This window comes from Paenibacillus sp. 01T431, from assembly GCF_056398625.1.
Map to the genome: position 1 here is coordinate 118,224 of NZ_JBFTPT010000005.1, position 15,191 is coordinate 133,414.

19 protein-coding genes are annotated in these 15,191 nt (G+C 40.8%); 13 read left to right on the forward strand and 6 right to left on the reverse strand.

Annotated features, from left to right (window positions below):
* Genes AC1DM9_RS10600 through AC1DM9_RS10610 form a run of 3 tightly spaced genes read left to right on the forward strand, consistent with a single transcriptional unit; the run spans nucleotide 1 to nucleotide 2,560 of the window.
* Complete coding sequence (locus AC1DM9_RS10600; protein WP_441882206.1) at nucleotides 1-1,089, forward strand: GerAB/ArcD/ProY family transporter; 1,089 nt, start codon at nucleotides 1-3, stop codon at nucleotides 1,087-1,089.
* On the forward strand, nucleotides 1,086-2,378 hold the full coding sequence (locus tag AC1DM9_RS10605) for a Ger(x)C family spore germination protein (protein WP_477551624.1): 1,293 nt from the start codon (nucleotides 1,086-1,088) through the stop codon (nucleotides 2,376-2,378). Before AC1DM9_RS10600 ends, AC1DM9_RS10605 begins: the two co-directional genes overlap by 4 nt.
* Nucleotides 2,375-2,560 carry a hypothetical protein gene (locus tag AC1DM9_RS10610; RefSeq protein WP_441882019.1) on the forward strand — a complete coding sequence of 62 codons (186 nt, stop codon included), beginning with the start codon at nucleotides 2,375-2,377 and terminating at the stop codon, nucleotides 2,558-2,560. The genes AC1DM9_RS10605 and AC1DM9_RS10610 overlap by 4 nt, the downstream gene beginning before the upstream one ends.
* 70 nt (nucleotides 2,561-2,630) lie before the next feature.
* On the opposite strand, the gene AC1DM9_RS10615 is transcribed toward AC1DM9_RS10610, so the two are convergent.
* Nucleotides 2,631-2,819, reverse strand: a complete 189-nt coding sequence (locus tag AC1DM9_RS10615) for a hypothetical protein (RefSeq protein WP_339208474.1) — start codon at nucleotides 2,817-2,819, stop codon at nucleotides 2,631-2,633.
* Nucleotides 2,820-2,924: 105 nt separating this feature from the next.
* Nucleotides 2,925-4,070 carry an MFS transporter gene (locus tag AC1DM9_RS10620; protein ID WP_477551623.1) on the reverse strand — a complete coding sequence of 382 codons (1,146 nt, stop codon included), beginning with the start codon at nucleotides 4,068-4,070 and terminating at the stop codon, nucleotides 2,925-2,927.
* Between the two features lie 118 nt (nucleotides 4,071-4,188).
* Here AC1DM9_RS10620 and AC1DM9_RS10625 point away from each other — a divergent pair, with 118 nt between their 5' ends.
* Nucleotides 4,189-5,058, forward strand: a complete 870-nt coding sequence (locus AC1DM9_RS10625) for a LysR substrate-binding domain-containing protein (protein ID WP_441882025.1) — start codon at nucleotides 4,189-4,191, stop codon at nucleotides 5,056-5,058.
* 81 nt (nucleotides 5,059-5,139) lie between these two features.
* Nucleotides 5,140-5,658 carry a GyrI-like domain-containing protein gene (locus AC1DM9_RS10630; protein ID WP_441882028.1) on the forward strand — a complete coding sequence of 173 codons (519 nt, stop codon included), beginning with the start codon at nucleotides 5,140-5,142 and terminating at the stop codon, nucleotides 5,656-5,658.
* 11 nt (nucleotides 5,659-5,669) lie between these two features.
* On the opposite strand, the gene AC1DM9_RS10635 is transcribed toward AC1DM9_RS10630, so the two are convergent.
* Genes AC1DM9_RS10635 through AC1DM9_RS10650 form a run of 4 tightly spaced genes read right to left on the reverse strand, consistent with a single transcriptional unit; the run spans nucleotide 5,670 to nucleotide 9,400 of the window.
* On the reverse strand, nucleotides 5,670-6,722 hold the full coding sequence (locus tag AC1DM9_RS10635) for a Ger(x)C family spore germination protein (protein WP_477579912.1): 1,053 nt from the start codon (nucleotides 6,720-6,722) through the stop codon (nucleotides 5,670-5,672).
* Nucleotides 6,719-7,789: a GerAB/ArcD/ProY family transporter gene (locus AC1DM9_RS10640; RefSeq protein ID WP_477551621.1), complete on the reverse strand. Its 1,071-nt coding sequence runs from the start codon at nucleotides 7,787-7,789 to the stop codon at nucleotides 6,719-6,721. Before AC1DM9_RS10640 ends, AC1DM9_RS10635 begins: the two co-directional genes overlap by 4 nt.
* Nucleotides 7,782-9,128: a spore germination protein gene (locus AC1DM9_RS10645; RefSeq protein ID WP_477512623.1), complete on the reverse strand. Its 1,347-nt coding sequence runs from the start codon at nucleotides 9,126-9,128 to the stop codon at nucleotides 7,782-7,784. The genes AC1DM9_RS10640 and AC1DM9_RS10645 overlap by 8 nt, the downstream gene beginning before the upstream one ends.
* 56 nt (nucleotides 9,129-9,184) lie before the next feature.
* Nucleotides 9,185-9,400, reverse strand: a complete 216-nt coding sequence (locus AC1DM9_RS10650; RefSeq protein ID WP_339208485.1) for an alpha/beta-type small acid-soluble spore protein — start codon at nucleotides 9,398-9,400, stop codon at nucleotides 9,185-9,187.
* A gap of 181 nt (nucleotides 9,401-9,581) precedes the next feature.
* On the opposite strand from AC1DM9_RS10650, the gene AC1DM9_RS10655 reads away from it, so the two are divergent.
* The 8 genes from AC1DM9_RS10655 (at nucleotide 9,582) to AC1DM9_RS10690 (ending at nucleotide 15,132) form a co-directional block, all read left to right on the forward strand.
* Nucleotides 9,582-10,130: a GNAT family N-acetyltransferase gene (locus AC1DM9_RS10655; protein ID WP_477551620.1), complete on the forward strand. Its 549-nt coding sequence runs from the start codon at nucleotides 9,582-9,584 to the stop codon at nucleotides 10,128-10,130.
* Between the two features lie 147 nt (nucleotides 10,131-10,277).
* The gene (locus AC1DM9_RS10660) at nucleotides 10,278-10,997 is read left to right on the forward strand and encodes an MORN repeat-containing protein (protein ID WP_441882043.1); all 720 of its coding nucleotides are present in this window, start codon (nucleotides 10,278-10,280) and stop codon (nucleotides 10,995-10,997) included.
* 180 nt (nucleotides 10,998-11,177) lie between these two features.
* Nucleotides 11,178-11,444, forward strand: coding sequence for a hypothetical protein (locus tag AC1DM9_RS10665; protein ID WP_441882046.1), 267 nt, complete (start codon nucleotides 11,178-11,180; stop codon nucleotides 11,442-11,444).
* Nucleotides 11,445-11,634: 190 nt separating this feature from the next.
* Complete coding sequence (locus AC1DM9_RS10670) at nucleotides 11,635-12,252, forward strand: cyclase family protein (RefSeq protein ID WP_477551619.1); 618 nt, start codon at nucleotides 11,635-11,637, stop codon at nucleotides 12,250-12,252.
* A 63-nt stretch (nucleotides 12,253-12,315) separates the two neighbouring features.
* Entirely contained in the window at nucleotides 12,316-13,005 is a 690-nt protein-coding gene (locus AC1DM9_RS10675; protein WP_477551618.1) for a metal-dependent hydrolase, read from the forward strand.
* A gap of 44 nt (nucleotides 13,006-13,049) precedes the next feature.
* The gene (locus AC1DM9_RS10680; RefSeq protein ID WP_477579914.1) at nucleotides 13,050-13,256 is read left to right on the forward strand and encodes a hypothetical protein; all 207 of its coding nucleotides are present in this window, start codon (nucleotides 13,050-13,052) and stop codon (nucleotides 13,254-13,256) included.
* 217 nt (nucleotides 13,257-13,473) lie between these two features.
* A complete protein-coding gene (locus tag AC1DM9_RS10685) occupies nucleotides 13,474-14,352 on the forward strand; it encodes a TolB family protein (RefSeq protein WP_477579916.1) in 879 nt (292 codons plus the stop codon).
* A gap of 27 nt (nucleotides 14,353-14,379) precedes the next feature.
* Nucleotides 14,380-15,132 carry an SDR family NAD(P)-dependent oxidoreductase gene (locus AC1DM9_RS10690; RefSeq protein ID WP_477579918.1) on the forward strand — a complete coding sequence of 251 codons (753 nt, stop codon included), beginning with the start codon at nucleotides 14,380-14,382 and terminating at the stop codon, nucleotides 15,130-15,132.
* Nucleotides 15,133-15,191 lie beyond the last annotated feature (59 nt).

A 15,191-nucleotide genomic window follows, 5' to 3' on the forward strand; every position in this document is an offset into this window, starting at 1 on the left:
ATGCATCACATTGGATTAAGAGAGGCTACTGCAATCGGCATTATTTTTATCATCACAAAAATATTTTTGCCTTTCCAAAGGTCTTTGGCAGAAGAAGGGGGCACCGCAGCTTGGATTATTATTATTATTGCGATGCTGTTCTGTCCGCTTACTTGGTGGGCAATTAGAGGGGTGATAAACAATGGTCCAGAAAATAGTACATTAATTACGGCTACGGAAGACATATTAGGCCCGATTTTGGGAAGTGCAGTTAATCTGATGTACTGCACTTTTTTCTATATGATTACATTCATCGTGCTTCGTGAATTTTCAGAAATCATATCCTCTGAAATTTTGCCTAGAACACCTCTTATGGCTATTCTACTTGCGCTTTTATTACCTATTGCCTTTATCGCACATACAGGAATCGAAGCCATTGGCCGAATCAGCTCCATAACTGTATTCCTCATTGTAGGAAGCGTTTATCTATTGCTAATTGGTGGTTTAATGACACATATGGAGCCCAAAGCTTTATCACCCTTATGGGGTACTGGTCGTTCTCATGTGCTTTTTTTGGGTGTTATTAAGAGCTCTTTATTTTCCGAGCTGCTTGTACTCGGATTTCTTCTGCCAAGAATGCGACATCAGAAGGACTGGGGAAAAGTGGCTTGGTGGTGTATCATCGTTTCGTCTGTCCTGCTGCTCAGCACAACGATATGTTATTTATTTATCTTTCCCTATCCAACAGCTTCGAGAATTAACGTGCCATTAATGGAAATTAGCAAGCTGATTGTATATGGACGATGGCTGCAGCGCTTGGAAAGTTTGTTTCTCATCGTTTGGTTAATCAGCACAGTCGTTAAATTAGCGGTGGGCTTATATTGTACAGCTTCAGCGTTGTCTCAAATTTTTCACTTGCCAAGACATCGGCCGCTCGTTTTTCCGCTGACGATAACGATATTCAGCTTTGCCATGCTGCCAGACAGCGAGATGACGGCCATCGCTTGGGATCGGGACATTCTTAGAACCTATGGTTCAATCATTTCGATTGGTTTGCCTATGCTGACATGGCTGGTAGGCATCATCCGTAAAGGGAGGAGACCAGCGTGAGACGCTCATTTCGGATTGTAAACACCATAGTGGTTACAGTAACGAGCCTGATTTTTTTATCGGGCTGTTGGGATCGGCTGGACCCGGAAAATATGGCTTTTGTGATCGCAATCGGTGTGGATGAAGGCCCACAAAATGATTTCTTATTTAGTTTTGCTATTGCGGTACCAAAGCTCAGTGATATGGGTCAAAGCTCAGGCGGAGGGGGAAATAAAGTTGTCATTGTACATACCATTGAAGGCTCCAATATGGCTTCTGCACTCGCTCTTAGCCAAAGCTTTATTGCTCGCAGATTAACGCTTATTCACTCTAAAGCGCTCATTATAGGCGAAGGGCTGGCCAGAAAGGGCGTCATGCCTCTATTAAGCGAAGCGGTTCGTAATCGGGAATTTCGGCGTACCGTTAATATGATTACGGTAAAAGGGAAAGCAAAGGACTACCTGCAATTTGTTCAACCAACGACTGAACAGGACGTTAGCTTCTGGTTTGAACTTGAATTAGATCCCAAAAATCAAGGCGGCACCATACCGAAGCAAGCGCGTTTTCATGAATTTATTATGGATGTCGAAAGCAAAGGCACAGGTGCTATTTCTATATTATCAGCTCCTAGGCCTGATGTTAAAAAAGGCAAAGCAAACATTTCTTCTGATGAGAAAGATCTGAATCCAGATGCCAAACAGCCTATTGTGAGTGATCAATATGCAGGGAAAATAAAACGTACAGGTGATGTTCCTGTAGAATTTTTTGGCAGCGCCATATACAAAAGCAGCTCTTTGGTTGGTTATTTGAATGGATCAGAGACACGAATACTAAATATGCTTCGCGGGGAATTGGAGGAAACGACTTGGGATTTCCATGACCCTTCTGATAAGAAGCTCAATTTAAGCATGACAATGAATGCCGATAGACAAGCAAAACTGAAAATAAAAAGAAAAGGTGATCAAGTTACCGCAATCTTCGATGTTAAATTGGAAGGAGAACTGATCAGCGTGCAAACCAAAGTGAATTATACCCAGCCGAATAATCGCGAAAAACTGGAGAAGTCCATTCAAAAACAATTGCATGAGGACGCCCTTAAATTGTTGAACAAGACCATTCATCAATGGAATGTCGATTGTTATCGGATCAACAATCGAGTGGTATCCACTTTTTCATCGGTGCAAGAGTGGGATGCTTTTAATTGGAGCAGTCATTTGAAGGAAATGAAGTATGAAGTTAACATTTCCTTTGTCATGCGGCGATATGGTGGTCAAGTAGGGCCTGCGATTGAAGGTGATCAGGTTTCATGAGCAAGCATGTTGTGTTGTTTACTATTTTAGGTTTATTCTCGATCTGGGGCTGCGTATATGTGGGAAGCCTTGCTCCTTCGCTTTGGAAGCAGAAAAATTTTAGAGGAGCGATTGGTGTAAGTATATTAGCGGGCATCACGTTAGTAGTTCCTGTTTTAGTCAGAATAATCGGAGAGGAATAAAAAAATAAGGCCTTTGCTAACTGCAGAGGCCTTATTTATATGGTTGCCGCAACATTAGTAAGCAATTTCTTTATCCAGTTACAGCATCTACTCGTGATTGATCAGCATTAATGCAGCGTTTGCATACCGTGATCGATGAGCCGTTTTTTGTCGCTCGCGGATAAAGCAATTTGATTCTAGTACGATTGCAAGTAGGGCAGGTGCCTCTGCCGCGAGATGGGAGGTTCCAAAGCGTCCGTCCTCTTTTTGATTTTGCCATCGATTATTCCTCCTTTCCGTTCAAGTAATGGTTAAAACAATTTGTTTCAATAACTGTATTTTAATTCCTGTTCAGGTAGGTTTGAAAGATAATAAATGACTATAATTAAACTGTTTCTTTTTTGTCGCCTATCTTCAAACTAGCAGCGAGCAAAATGAAGATGATGATCATTAGCATGGCTAGCGCCGGAGCAAAGTTATCAAATAGATCGGATGTGAAGCCGATAAATAGAGGGCCAATGCATCCTAATAAGTAACCGCCAAATTGCATGACAGCTGATAATGATGTGGCTTCTTCCGCACTTTTAGCCTCTTGAATTGGAATAAGGATTGCTAGTGGAAACAGACCGCCAGCACCAATACCTAGAAAAACAGCAGCAAACCATGGAGAAAAATGCAAAAGCAATAAAACAATTCCGATCAGTTCCGAAACACCGCATACGAGCAGCCAAGTTTTTCTACGGCCAGTTTTACTTACAAGCATTGGAATGAAGAAGCTAATAGGAATTTGAATAACAGTAAATAATGTAAGGACAAGACCGGATTGCGAATGGCTTAAACCTAACGATTGAGCAATAGGAGCGAGCCAAGCAATTATCGAATAAAAAATAGCGGCCATACAACCAAAAAACAAGGTAAACAACTGTACACGTTTATTTTTGACGAACAAGGATGAGATCGGAATAACGGTACTATTTGTTCCTTTTTTCTTTAAAAGCGGGAGAAGCAATAGAGAAGCGGGCAGTGCTAGAATGCTCCAGAAGCTTAAAGAGTTCTGCCACGATTCATTTAGTTTATGGAATAACGGCACAGAGAAGCTGGACGCAATCGCAGCTCCAATGACCATAGCTACAGAGTATACGCCTGTTATACCCGGCTTATTTGGAAAGTGTTTTTTTATAAAGCCTGAGATTAATGGTCCTGCAATTCCAATTCCAATACCCGTGAATAGCGATGTCGTAATTAAGAAAAGACTGCTATTTGCGAATACACGAAGGGAAGTGGCTGTCAGGATCAAGAGCATAGCCGCAAGCAATGACTTTTCTATTCCTAAATGGGAATTCAACTTTATCGCCAAAACAGCAAATATCCCCATACAAAGAACGGGCAGTGTCGTCATCAAACTTACGGTGACCCCGCTCATTCCTAAATGGGATTGAATAATATCAAATAATGGACCGACCGAAGTAATCGATGGTCTTAAATTCAAGGATACAAGAAATATAACTAAAATAAGATACATATAACGCATAGGAAACATCCCCTTCTTGGTTGTTGCACTCATTATAGTTTTGTATTTATAATAGTTCAATACTATATATTCTATAGAAACGATAGCATTTAACTATCATAAAAGAAGGGATGTTACTATGGAAATTAGACAATTACAATACTTTCTTATGTTGTGCAATGAATTGCATTTCTCTGAAGCGGCATACAAATTAGGGATTTCACAACCGACGTTAAGTCAACAAATACGGGTGATGGAAGATGAGCTAGGCGTTCCTTTATTCGATCGGATTGGTAAAAAAACGGTTAAAACCGAGGCGGGAGAGCTTCTTGAAAGCTATGCTTTGAACATTGTTCAACAATTAGAAAACGCCAAAAAGGCGGTATCCGATCTTACCAATCTGGATGCTGGTCAATTGCGAGTAGCCGTGCTGCCATCGGATCTCGATTATCGATTAACTTCATTGCTCGTTGATTTCCACAGGGAACTGCCAAATACAAAGGTTCAAGTTATACCATCGATTGATATTTCAAATAAAGTGCTGAACAATGAGGTTGATATTGGTGTTGGTCTAGCGATTCAGTCAGATCCAAGGTTAACTCGTATTCCTTTCTATACCGAATCGTACAGCCTATACGTAAATAAAGAACATCATTTGGCAGCGCAGGATATTATTTTGCCAGAACAATTATTAGAGATCCCTTTTGTAATGTTCCCCAAAGGTTTTTATGGGCGTGATTTAATTGACACATGGTGCAAAGAGCAAGAAATATCTATACACACCATTATGGAGACAGGGTCTGTTACATCTTTGTTTCAGCTCGTAACAGAAGGAATTGGGGCTACCATACAACCAAGCCAATTGATTGAAAGCTTCCGTTCGATGAATATCTGTGCGATTCCGATTAAACATTCACCGACGCGAGAGTTAGAAATTTTTTATCGCAATGATCGATATTTGAGTCGTGCGGCTAAAGTTTTTATGAAGCGGTTGGAACTGTTTTTTTGAGGAAGTAGTTGCAATTACGTTTACTTTTATGTAAAAATTTAGATGGAATTATTGATTGATAGGCTGAGAGGAGAGGATCATTTGAAAGAGGAAACTGAAATAGAGATGGTCGAAGTAGCGCCATTTAAGGCGCTGGCAGTGCGGACAGGAATGACGCCAGACAAGAGTGGTACAAGGGTGGCTTGGAGCAAGCTGACTGAACATGTGCCGCTGGACGATGAACGGCTGACTTCAGTACAATCAGCGTTTGTATTCATCCCTCAGCAGCAATGGGATAAGGAAGTGGATACACTTTGGGTCGGTCTTAAGGTTAAAGAGTTTGGCATCGTGCCTGAAGGCGTTGAAGCGCTTGAAGTTAGCGGTGGACTGTGTGCTAGCTCTCGCGTGTATGGCGATGAGACGAGCATGTGGGGTGTATACGAGAAGATGTTCTCCTGGCTGGAGCAGTCACCGGATTACGAGCTAGATAAACGTGACGGTATACTCGGTATGGAGACGGTTCCGCTCAAGCCAATCAATGCGTTGACCATTCCTTATTCAGACATCAAGACCTTCGATTTCACGATGCTCTATCCGGTTCGGAAGAAGCTGATCAAGTAACAGCTATTGCTTTATTTGATATCACCGCTGTCTCTAATAATCACTTTAACGGTAAACTCTTGTTTTAACTTAGGAAACCATACTGTTTTCCAGTTTTCACTTTGATTCTCAGTCATCTTATTACGGTAATATTGTCCCAGCCCCAAAATATCTGATTTATGAGCTTGAAGTCTGCTGAGTAGATTAGAGTATCTCTTAAGCATTAAAGCTTCCAGCTCTTTTTCAACCTCTGCATTCGTAGGGTTTCCCTCCTCTTCTTCAATAACGCCTATTAGTTTCATATGGCTCTTGATGTTTGGAGTGGAACCAGACCAACTCGCTTCATTGTGAACACGAGCACTATCGATCATAACGGTTGCATTATTCATGAGTTCAACCGTTCCTCCTGAATATTGGCCTTGGTAAAGGTTGTATATTAGAGTCTCTTCAATTGACATTTTCCCGACCATACGATCCCTGTTCATTATGGCAGAACCGAGGGACATGAAGGGCGTAGTAACCCCTTTCGCAATAAGAGGGATTGCAGTATCCTCTGTTTGTACATACATTCCGCGGTAGGCTTCCCAAATGTGAATAATGGAAATATTCGGTGTCCAACCAGACTCCTTGCCAAAAAAATCATAAGCGGATAAACCGATATTCACCTTTTTCTTATCGTGCATTAGCTGTGAGAAATCTCCAGATACAATAGCGACTAATGCTTTCGGTGAAATTTCTCTTGAACGGATAACAAATTCGATGGCGTCTTTAATGCTTTTTCTTGCCGTGGTTTCGCTTATGAGCAGCAGTTTTAAGTGTAATAAATCAACACTCTCCTCTGCATGGGTTCGGAGCATGTCAACAGCCTTGTCGATTGATTTGGCTTCCGCTTGCAGCGTTCTTGTTGAGTTGTTTTGTTGGCTTGGAATACGTAAAAAAACTTGAACATTGCCCTCCTTGCCTTCCGTTATTCCCATAATGACAGGCAGCATACGTTTATTAATGTCTTTATTATTCCAGCAGCCTCCTAATACGGTGAAGCTGCAGCATAATAATATGAATGCAATAAGAGGCTTATATCTCATGCCAGATTCCTCCTTTTTACCATACCCATAATGAAAATAGCTAAAGGTATCGCGAAAATACAGTAAAAGCGGAACCATGTATCCATATTGATGAGAACTTGAACAGCATTCCAAGTGGGGAGAAACCCTGCAAGCGCAACGACTGAAATAGCGAGAATGATCACGATGACGGGTATAGAGGAAATGAGATAAAGCTTTTGAATTAATTGGATCATCATCCAAAGTAGAAGAGCAGCATAAACAAAAACAGAAATGAGCGTACAGGTAATAAAAAATAATGTTAGTCTATCAAACATAATCCAACTGATATCGATGGAATCCATGGATATGATGGTTGGGAATTGAAAGCGAGACGAGGTTTCGCGGCCGAATATAAAAAGCGGAATATAAACGAGAGCAATATAAAAAAATAGCAAACTCACATAAGTTAAAAAAATGGATTTGCTTTTTTTTAATATTGGATATTTATAGAGAGGGATAAATCCTAAGAACAAAAATCCAGAGTGTGCAATAAAACTCGAGTAAAAATCAGCGCTGGCCATGAATGAAAAGGTTTTATCTAACAGCGGATAACCATTCTTTAAATCAAAATTGCCAAACGAAGTGAAAAACGAAAAAAGTGTCACTGGCATACAAATGATAAAAAGAATAAGAGTTGCTCTTATGATCGTAAGAATTCCTTTCCAAGCCGCATATAGAGGCACGAGTACCAATAATGCAAGTGACCATAGCGGATATTCTGGAAGGAAGGTCACGGTCAGCATTTCGGAGTGAACCCGGAGAATGACACAAACATCGATAAAGAAGAACAGGAGCAACGGGGCAAGAATGAAGCGTGCAGCCCATTTTCCTGTTATTTCATTAAAAATATCGACAAGATCCATTTTTGGAAAACCAGCAAGACCTTTTAGATACAGCCACATTAAGATCCATTCCAACATAAATCCGATTAAAATAGGCTCCCAATGACCGCTTTTTGTAGACGCGATCGTTTTTTCAGGGAAAACTAAAAGAATGGTAGCAATATGAACTAAAAAAAATGTAGTTAATGGTGCGAATTTACTCATTAGAACCTCCAGATTTTATACTCGAGTTCACATACGGGTAGTGGAAAGTAGTCATACTTGATAAGTAAAAACAAATCCAGACGACCCCAACGAGCGTGCCTAGCAGGCCATAAACCGCGCTGATTAACAAAACAACGTATTTTAGGATTCGAATCATATACGCATTTTGGTAGCTGACTAACGTGAAATTGGCGATTGTTGTCGCAGCTAAAATAATGATTAATAAATTACTGACCAATTTTGCCTGAACAACGGCTTGGCCAAGTATAATTCCCCCTACCATCGTAGTGGTGGGTCCTATACTCTTTGGAAGTCTTATGCTCGCTTCGATAACCATCTCCAAAATGCCAAGCATGAACAAAGCTTCGACGAGTGCGGGATAAGGTACACCTTCTCTGCTTAGTGCCACAGATAAAGCCAGTTGAATACGAAGAACCTCTGGATTGACCGCAACCAAGGCAACATAAAGACCTGGTGCTAGAAGGCTTACGAACAATCCGAGAATCCGTACCATGCGTATGGTAATCATATAAACGAATGGATAGTTGCGATCCCCTTGCATACTCCAAAGATCGGTCACAAAACCAGGCATAGCCATTGCAAAGGGATGATGATCCAAAAAAATGATGATGCGGCCTTCCATTAAATGCCGAACGGATTCTGAAGGAAGCTCAGTTGAAAGGAATGGAGGGACAAGGCTGTACTTTGGCAATCCTAGCATTTTTGATAAATCTTGAATGCTTTCAATTTCAGTGTCTTTATGTTTCTCCAAAAGGGAGTTGATATGGTTTACAAATTTTTTTTGAGACCTGCTTTTTATGTAAAACATGCTGACTTGGCGGGGATTAAACGAGCCTACTGAATAAGAACTGACGATTAAATGATTGGCTGTTATTTTGGATCGCAACATGCCGATATTCGTATTGATATCTTCCGTAAACGCATCGAATGATGATAATAGTACACTTTCAGTTTGAGGGGGGCTGATCGCTCGGGAGATTTGCGGATGCAATAAATTAAGCATTAAAATGGTGGAACCGTCTTCAGAAAAGAGGCCAATTCTCCCTCGTAATAATGATTGTGCGATCTCATCTAGAGATTTCACATAAGCCCCTCCAAAAGTAGAAAAAATCTGATCGAAAACATCGATCGATTCATTGGAATAGAGCTCGAGCAGAAGCAAAGAATTTCTAGACTCATTAATGTTTACTAGAGATTCAAAATAGCAAAGTTGAATTTTTCTGTTATGAATGAGAAAATCCTCTTTGACGAAGTCTGAGCTTTCTTCGAAATATTGGTTTACTTGATCATATAAGTTCATGGATAATGGTTGATTCATGGTTTACCACCCCGTAGTTAAGGCCCTCCACAAAGCGGAGGGCCTTTGGCTGTTGTTTAGAAGTTGCGTTGACCTAATTGTTGTTCAGCAATTTGGACGAGCTTCTTCGTAATATATCCACCGATTGAGCCTGCATCACGAGTCGATAAATTACCGTTATAACCATCTTGCGAGAACTGTACACCTAATTGCTGTGCTGCCTCTGTTTTCATTTGAGAAATGGCTTGTCTTGCTTGCGGTACGACTAAAGTATTCGAACTTCTTCTGCTCATGTTTTATCACTCCTTCATGGGATGTAAGGTTATTATGGTTTGTAAATTGTAAATGTATGCAAGTTTAAAAACAGATTTTTCGAAAAAATTACAATGCTTATAAAGATGAGTATAATGAGTATTGCATTGATGCGGAAAATGGCATTTCATACACAAATAAAAAGCTTAGGAGTGATGGTTTGTGAAAGGTGAGAAAATATATCTGTCTCCATTAGAAATAAAGGATACCGAAGAGCTGCTTGCAATTAGACAAAGGAATTTTCATTTTTTTCAGCCATTTGAGCCTATAAGGCCAGAGCATTATTTTACGGTCGAAGAACAGAAAAAAATGATTGAATCAAGCCTGCAAGCTGCGGCTAATGATCAAGGTTTTGTGTTTGGCGTGTTTCATAACGAGTCGAATAAGCTTATAGGGAGAATCGAATTATCAGGCATCGCGCGAGGCCCTTTTCAAAATGCGTATCTGGGTTACTTCCTTGATCAAGAGCATAACGGCAAAGGTTATGCGACTGAAGCCGTATCATTATGTGTCAAATTTGCGTTTGATCAAATCGGCTTGCATCGTATTCAAGCTGGAGTGATGCCAAGAAACTTGCCATCGATCCGAGTCCTTACGAAAGCTGGCTTTAGATACGAAGGATTTTCCACTAAATATTTGAAAATTAATGGCGTTTGGGAAGACCATGCGATTTATGCGATTATTACTGAGGATAGGGATGCTGCTCAGTAGAAATCCATCAAATAAAATGGGATTAAAAAGAGAAAATGATCCGCTTAGCCGAACATCATTTTTGGGAAATGTTTCAAATTCGCATAGGGTGTGTATTAGCCTAATAGAATGAATTTAAACAAACAAAGAATGGGGTAGTGATGTTCAATGAAAAAAATGTGTTCACTTATGCTAAGTTTGTTTCTGGTAGTCGTTGTTTTTGCAGGAACAAGTGGAGGAACCACCGCAGAAGCCGCTGTTAAAAAAGAGTATCTTGAAATTTCAAAAAACGTCGTCTATTACGGACAATTGAAAAACGGCAAACCGCATGGAAAGGGAACAATGTCCTGGTACCAAACAAAAACGTATTCAGGTGATTGGGTGGACGGCAAACGAAGCGGGCTTGGTAAATTTGTGAGCAGATCTACAAGCGAAGGCACAGAAATTACATACGATGGCGCTTGGAAAAACGATATTAAATCAGGCAATGGTTCATTGAATACGAAGATTATCCGCTCGGATGGCAGTGTACAATCGCATAAGATCCAATTCGGTCAGTTTACGAATGACAAGTTCACAGCAGGATATTCCGTATTGCATGTGAAAGATGAGCCAGCATATAGCTTTAACTACAAAGATGCAACGATGAATCTTCAAGTGATCGGTACGAATGTGAAGATGAAGGAAGCATGGAAAAATGGTACTTTCTCAACCATTCAGTTCATGAAGGGCAAAGTGATGAAGCATTACGCTGTCGCATTCAACGAAAACCCTTCTTTGGTAAAACAGAACAAAGCGACACTTAAATATTTACAAGGCATTCAATCACAAGTAAACACGCATTTGATTAAGTTTGAAAGCTTAGCTAAGCGGGTGCCTTTGGCTTAATGCATAATAGATTTTAAGCGGATGGCTCCTTATTTGAAGGGGCCATCCTTTTTTTAATCCTCCTTCACGTTTGTCAAGTACTACAGAAACATGGTACTAGGTGGATGGTGAGGTGTTGTGTATAGTTAATTTATCCATACAACGCGTGGAAAAGGTACTTCAGGAGGGTGAATAGTTGCTGTGAATACGACATTAATAAGAAATGGTGAGCTGCAATGGAAAGCATCCATCCTGAAGCAGCATGAAACATATGCCTATCAAGCGGCTTATTATTTGCTTGAAGATGAGTTCCTTGCAGCCAAAGCAGCGATGGATACACTTGCAGCATTGATTCGTGATGAAGCTTTTTTTGTTAAGGAAGCCGTGCTTCAGCAGAAGCAATTGAAACAATTGGTTATGAAAATATCGCTGGGCATTAAAGCTTCACACCTGCAAACTTCAATTTAACCAAATAACAATAAACCTCAAACTTATGCTTCACTCTCCTCGTTACTTGATCTAAATCAAATCAATTCTACTCCAAGTCCATTTTGGATTTTTTCTCTCCCTGCCGTTAAAGCTCATTTTCGTAATCAACTCTGATATGATATAGTTTTTATGTAAGATAAAGACAATTCATGCAGGAGGATGTGGCAGTATGATCATAGACTTGACGCATATGATTCATGACGGAATGCCGGTATTTCCGGGGCACATAGAGACGACTCTGGTGCAAAGCAATCATTTTCAAAGTGATGGGTACAATAATCACCAATTATCGATTAATATGCATGCAGGCACTCATATCGACGGCCCGATGCACTTATTGGACATTCAGAAATATATGACAGAAACCTCAGTCGAGCAATTTGTTGGAGATGGCGTGCTGCTGGATGTAACTGGAGCTGCAGTAGTCGATTACAAAGAAGAGTACGAAACACGTATTCATGAGGGACAGATCGTTATTTTACATACTGGGCACGGCGATTTTTATGGGAAACCTTATTATTTCAGCGATTATCCGGCTTTGACCGCCGATTTTGTTGATTTGCTTATTCGAAAAAAGGTGAAAATGATCGGTTTAGATACCCCTTCGCCTGACCGCTATCCTTTTTCCATTCATAAAAGCTTGTTTGGCAGCAATATTTTTATTATAGAAAATTTAGCGAATGTAAAGCGGCTGATCGGCATTCAAGCTTTTGAAATTATAGCACTGCCGCTTCTTATTCAAGCGGATTCATCCATTGCACGAGTGATCGCACGCGTAAAAGAATAACGATATAATGAGACGTAAAGCAAGCCCAAGCTTTCAACTAAAACGAAGGAGGATGATGTTTTTATGGATATTATTTATCATGGACACTCTTGTATTCAATTGATCGCGGGGGACAAATCACTTATTATAGATCCCTTTCTGAGAGGCAATCCGCTTGCCACTACGAAAGCGGAGGAGATAAAGACGGATGCGGTACTCCTCACTCATGCTCATATGGACCATATTTTAGATGCGGATCAGATTGCATTAAACAATGATGCTCCTGTTGTTGCGAACCCGGAGCTCGCGGCTTATATGTCATGGAAGGGTGTAAAAACGATGGGCATGAACATTGGCGGAACGTTAGATTTGGGATTTGCCAAAGCTAAAATGGTACAAGCGTTCCATTCCTCAGGAATCGTTGTCGAAGAGGACAAAACCATTTTGTACGGTGGCATGCCTGCCGGTTACATTGTAAATATGGAACAACTAAATGTTCTTCATGCAGGCGATACCGCATTATTTGGCGATATGAAAATGATTGGTGACCGTCATTCGATCGATATCGCTTTTATTCCGATTGGCGATCATTATACGATGGGGATAGATGATGCGCTTCAAGCAGCAATCTGGTATAACGCGAAGCTGGTTGTGCCTGTTCATTACAATACTTTTCCTGCCATTCGCCAAGAGGCTGAAAGCTTCGTGCAGCAGCTGCAAGAAAGAGGGATTAACGGAAAAGTACTGAAACCAGGCGAGAAAATAACGGTATGACTAGGCATGTCATTTACATTGTCACATGTGTTTTTATAATCGTAATGTCAGTCTGTTTACTTTGGTACGCGCTATGGGATGCGAGTCAGCCCAAAACCGGACCTGTTGGCAACGGCGTTCATATGCCTACTTTCCAAGACTTATGGCCGATATACAGTATGATGGCAATGGGTGTTTTGAATTTGCCTGTGGCCATTATGCGTTATTTGGAATATAAGAAGACACAAGTGAAAGATGATGTAATGAAATAAGGCGTTTGAGAGTAAAAAGGATTGACAGCGATTTCACGTTTTGTGTATGATGTACCTGTTAACGCGTGTTCATAATGATCAAAACAACATAGAAATAAGTCCTATTTAAGAAATAGGATTTTTTTTAATATGTATAAACACGTGTTCACGAATGAGGTGTCGTGATACAAGTGAATGCAGATTTTAGAAATTATACTTATAAGGCGGTAGATATGAGATGGAAGCTGCACAAGAATCCCGAAATAATGAAGAGCGCACATTAGTCAGCATGCTTGAAAAGATCGATGTGAAAACTGGCGAACGCAAAGTTTTGGCTGAATTTAATCATTTAATTGAAGCGCCAAACTGGACCAAAGACGGCAACCATCTTATTTATAACAGCGGAGGTTTGCTCTACACCTTTGAGCTAGCAACTGGGGAAAGCAAGCTGATCGAGTCGGGGTATGCCAATCATTGCAACAATGATCATGTTTTGTCACCTGACAATACACAATTAGCGGTAAGCCATCACACGCAGGAGGATGGAAAATCACGAATTTATATATTCTCACTATCTGAAGGTTTGCCTGCCCTAATTACACCGTTAGCGCCAAGCTATTTGCACGGCTGGTCTCCTGACGGCGCCTCGCTCGCTTACTGTGCAGAAAGGAATGGTCAGTACAACATTTATACGATACCGGCTCACGGCGGGATCGAAGCACAGCTGACCGATACGCCTGGTCTGGATGATGGACCGGAATATTCGCCGGACGGCCTACATATTTGGTTCAATTCGACAAGAACTGGCTTGATGCAAGTATGGCGCATGAACGTTGATGGAAGCGAGCAGACTCAAATGACATTTGATGAGAGCAATAATTGGTTTCCACATGTGTCTCCCGATGGTGAATCCGTTGCTTATATTACATACCGCAAGGGTGATGTTGAGCCGAACGATCATCCTGCCAATAAAGATGTTGAAATTCGTCTAATGCCAAGCAAAGGCGGACCACATGCTGTCATTGCTGAATTATTTGGCGGCCAGGGCACAATCAATGTGAACTCTTGGTCGCCGGATAGCCGCGAGCTCGCTTTTGTTAGCTATAAATTTATATAATTATTTTAGTTTGAAGGAGAGTTATTCATGGTTAACATAAATGGGAAATGGGCGCTAATTACAGGTGCGAGTAGAGGTGTAGGTTACCAGACGGCAATTTTTATGGCGAAACAAGGTTGTAATTTGATTTTGCATAGTCGAAATATTGAACATACAAAAGTGGTGGAACAAGAGGTAAAGGCACTTGGTGTAGAAGCGTATTGCGTCCAAGCGGAGCTGGCTAATCACGAAGAAGTAGTTGCTATGCTTAATGAAATCGAAGCTAAGGATACGGCTGTAGATATCGTTTTCAACAATGCTGCAGTTCAAATCGCCTACCGTACCAATTACTGGGAAACACCAATTGAAGATTTTGAGATGAGCTTCCGTATTAACTTCATTTCACTAGCAACAATCTGTCACCGCTTAATTCCTAAGATGATTGAACGCGGATTCGGACGTGTCATCAATACGACAAGCGGTATTAAAAATGAGCCGGAGCAGGCAGGTTATGCTGCAAGTAAAGCTGCTCTTGATAAATTTACGAAGGATTTGGCTTCGAGACTGGAAGGAACCAACGTCATGATTAATATAACAGATCCAGGCTGGTGCAGAACGGACCTGGGAGGTCCTCATGCACCTAGCTCAGTAGACACGGTTATTCCTGGTATTGCAGTTGGTGCCTTTGTAGATGATAAGAAAAACGGTAGATTCTTTCATGCGCAAAATTTTGTAGGAATGACGTTAGAAGATGCGGTTGCAAAAGCTGAACAAATGGTAGCGAATCCATATATCATTTAGAACGAATATATGCTTATAGTTGCATGACAATATTCCTGCTCTTCTCACTAACCGTGAAG

Coding starts and splice junctions, on each gene's coding strand:
- AC1DM9_RS10615 (WP_339208474.1), bottom strand. CDS start 2,819: ATGGCAAAATCAAAAAGAGGACGGACGCTTTGGAACCTCCCATCTCGC.
- AC1DM9_RS10625 (WP_441882025.1), top strand. CDS start 4,189: ATGGAAATTAGACAATTACAATACTTTCTTATGTTGTGCAATGAATTG.
- AC1DM9_RS10610 (WP_441882019.1), top strand. CDS start 2,375: ATGAGCAAGCATGTTGTGTTGTTTACTATTTTAGGTTTATTCTCGATC.
- AC1DM9_RS10645 (WP_477512623.1), bottom strand. CDS start 9,128: ATGAATCAACCATTATCCATGAACTTATATGATCAAGTAAACCAATAT.
- AC1DM9_RS10685 (WP_477579916.1), top strand. CDS start 13,474: ATGGAAGCTGCACAAGAATCCCGAAATAATGAAGAGCGCACATTAGTC.
- AC1DM9_RS10640 (WP_477551621.1), bottom strand. CDS start 7,789: ATGAGTAAATTCGCACCATTAACTACATTTTTTTTAGTTCATATTGCT.
- AC1DM9_RS10670 (WP_477551619.1), top strand. CDS start 11,635: ATGATCATAGACTTGACGCATATGATTCATGACGGAATGCCGGTATTT.
- AC1DM9_RS10650 (WP_339208485.1), bottom strand. CDS start 9,400: ATGAGCAGAAGAAGTTCGAATACTTTAGTCGTACCGCAAGCAAGACAA.
- AC1DM9_RS10600 (WP_441882206.1), top strand. CDS start 1: ATGCATCACATTGGATTAAGAGAGGCTACTGCAATCGGCATTATTTTT.
- AC1DM9_RS10680 (WP_477579914.1), top strand. CDS start 13,050: ATGTCAGTCTGTTTACTTTGGTACGCGCTATGGGATGCGAGTCAGCCC.
- AC1DM9_RS10660 (WP_441882043.1), top strand. CDS start 10,278: ATGAAAAAAATGTGTTCACTTATGCTAAGTTTGTTTCTGGTAGTCGTT.
- AC1DM9_RS10690 (WP_477579918.1), top strand. CDS start 14,380: ATGGTTAACATAAATGGGAAATGGGCGCTAATTACAGGTGCGAGTAGA.
- AC1DM9_RS10620 (WP_477551623.1), bottom strand. CDS start 4,070: ATGCGTTATATGTATCTTATTTTAGTTATATTTCTTGTATCCTTGAAT.
- AC1DM9_RS10675 (WP_477551618.1), top strand. CDS start 12,316: ATGGATATTATTTATCATGGACACTCTTGTATTCAATTGATCGCGGGG.
- AC1DM9_RS10635 (WP_477579912.1), bottom strand. CDS start 6,722: ATGAGATATAAGCCTCTTATTGCATTCATATTATTATGCTGCAGCTTC.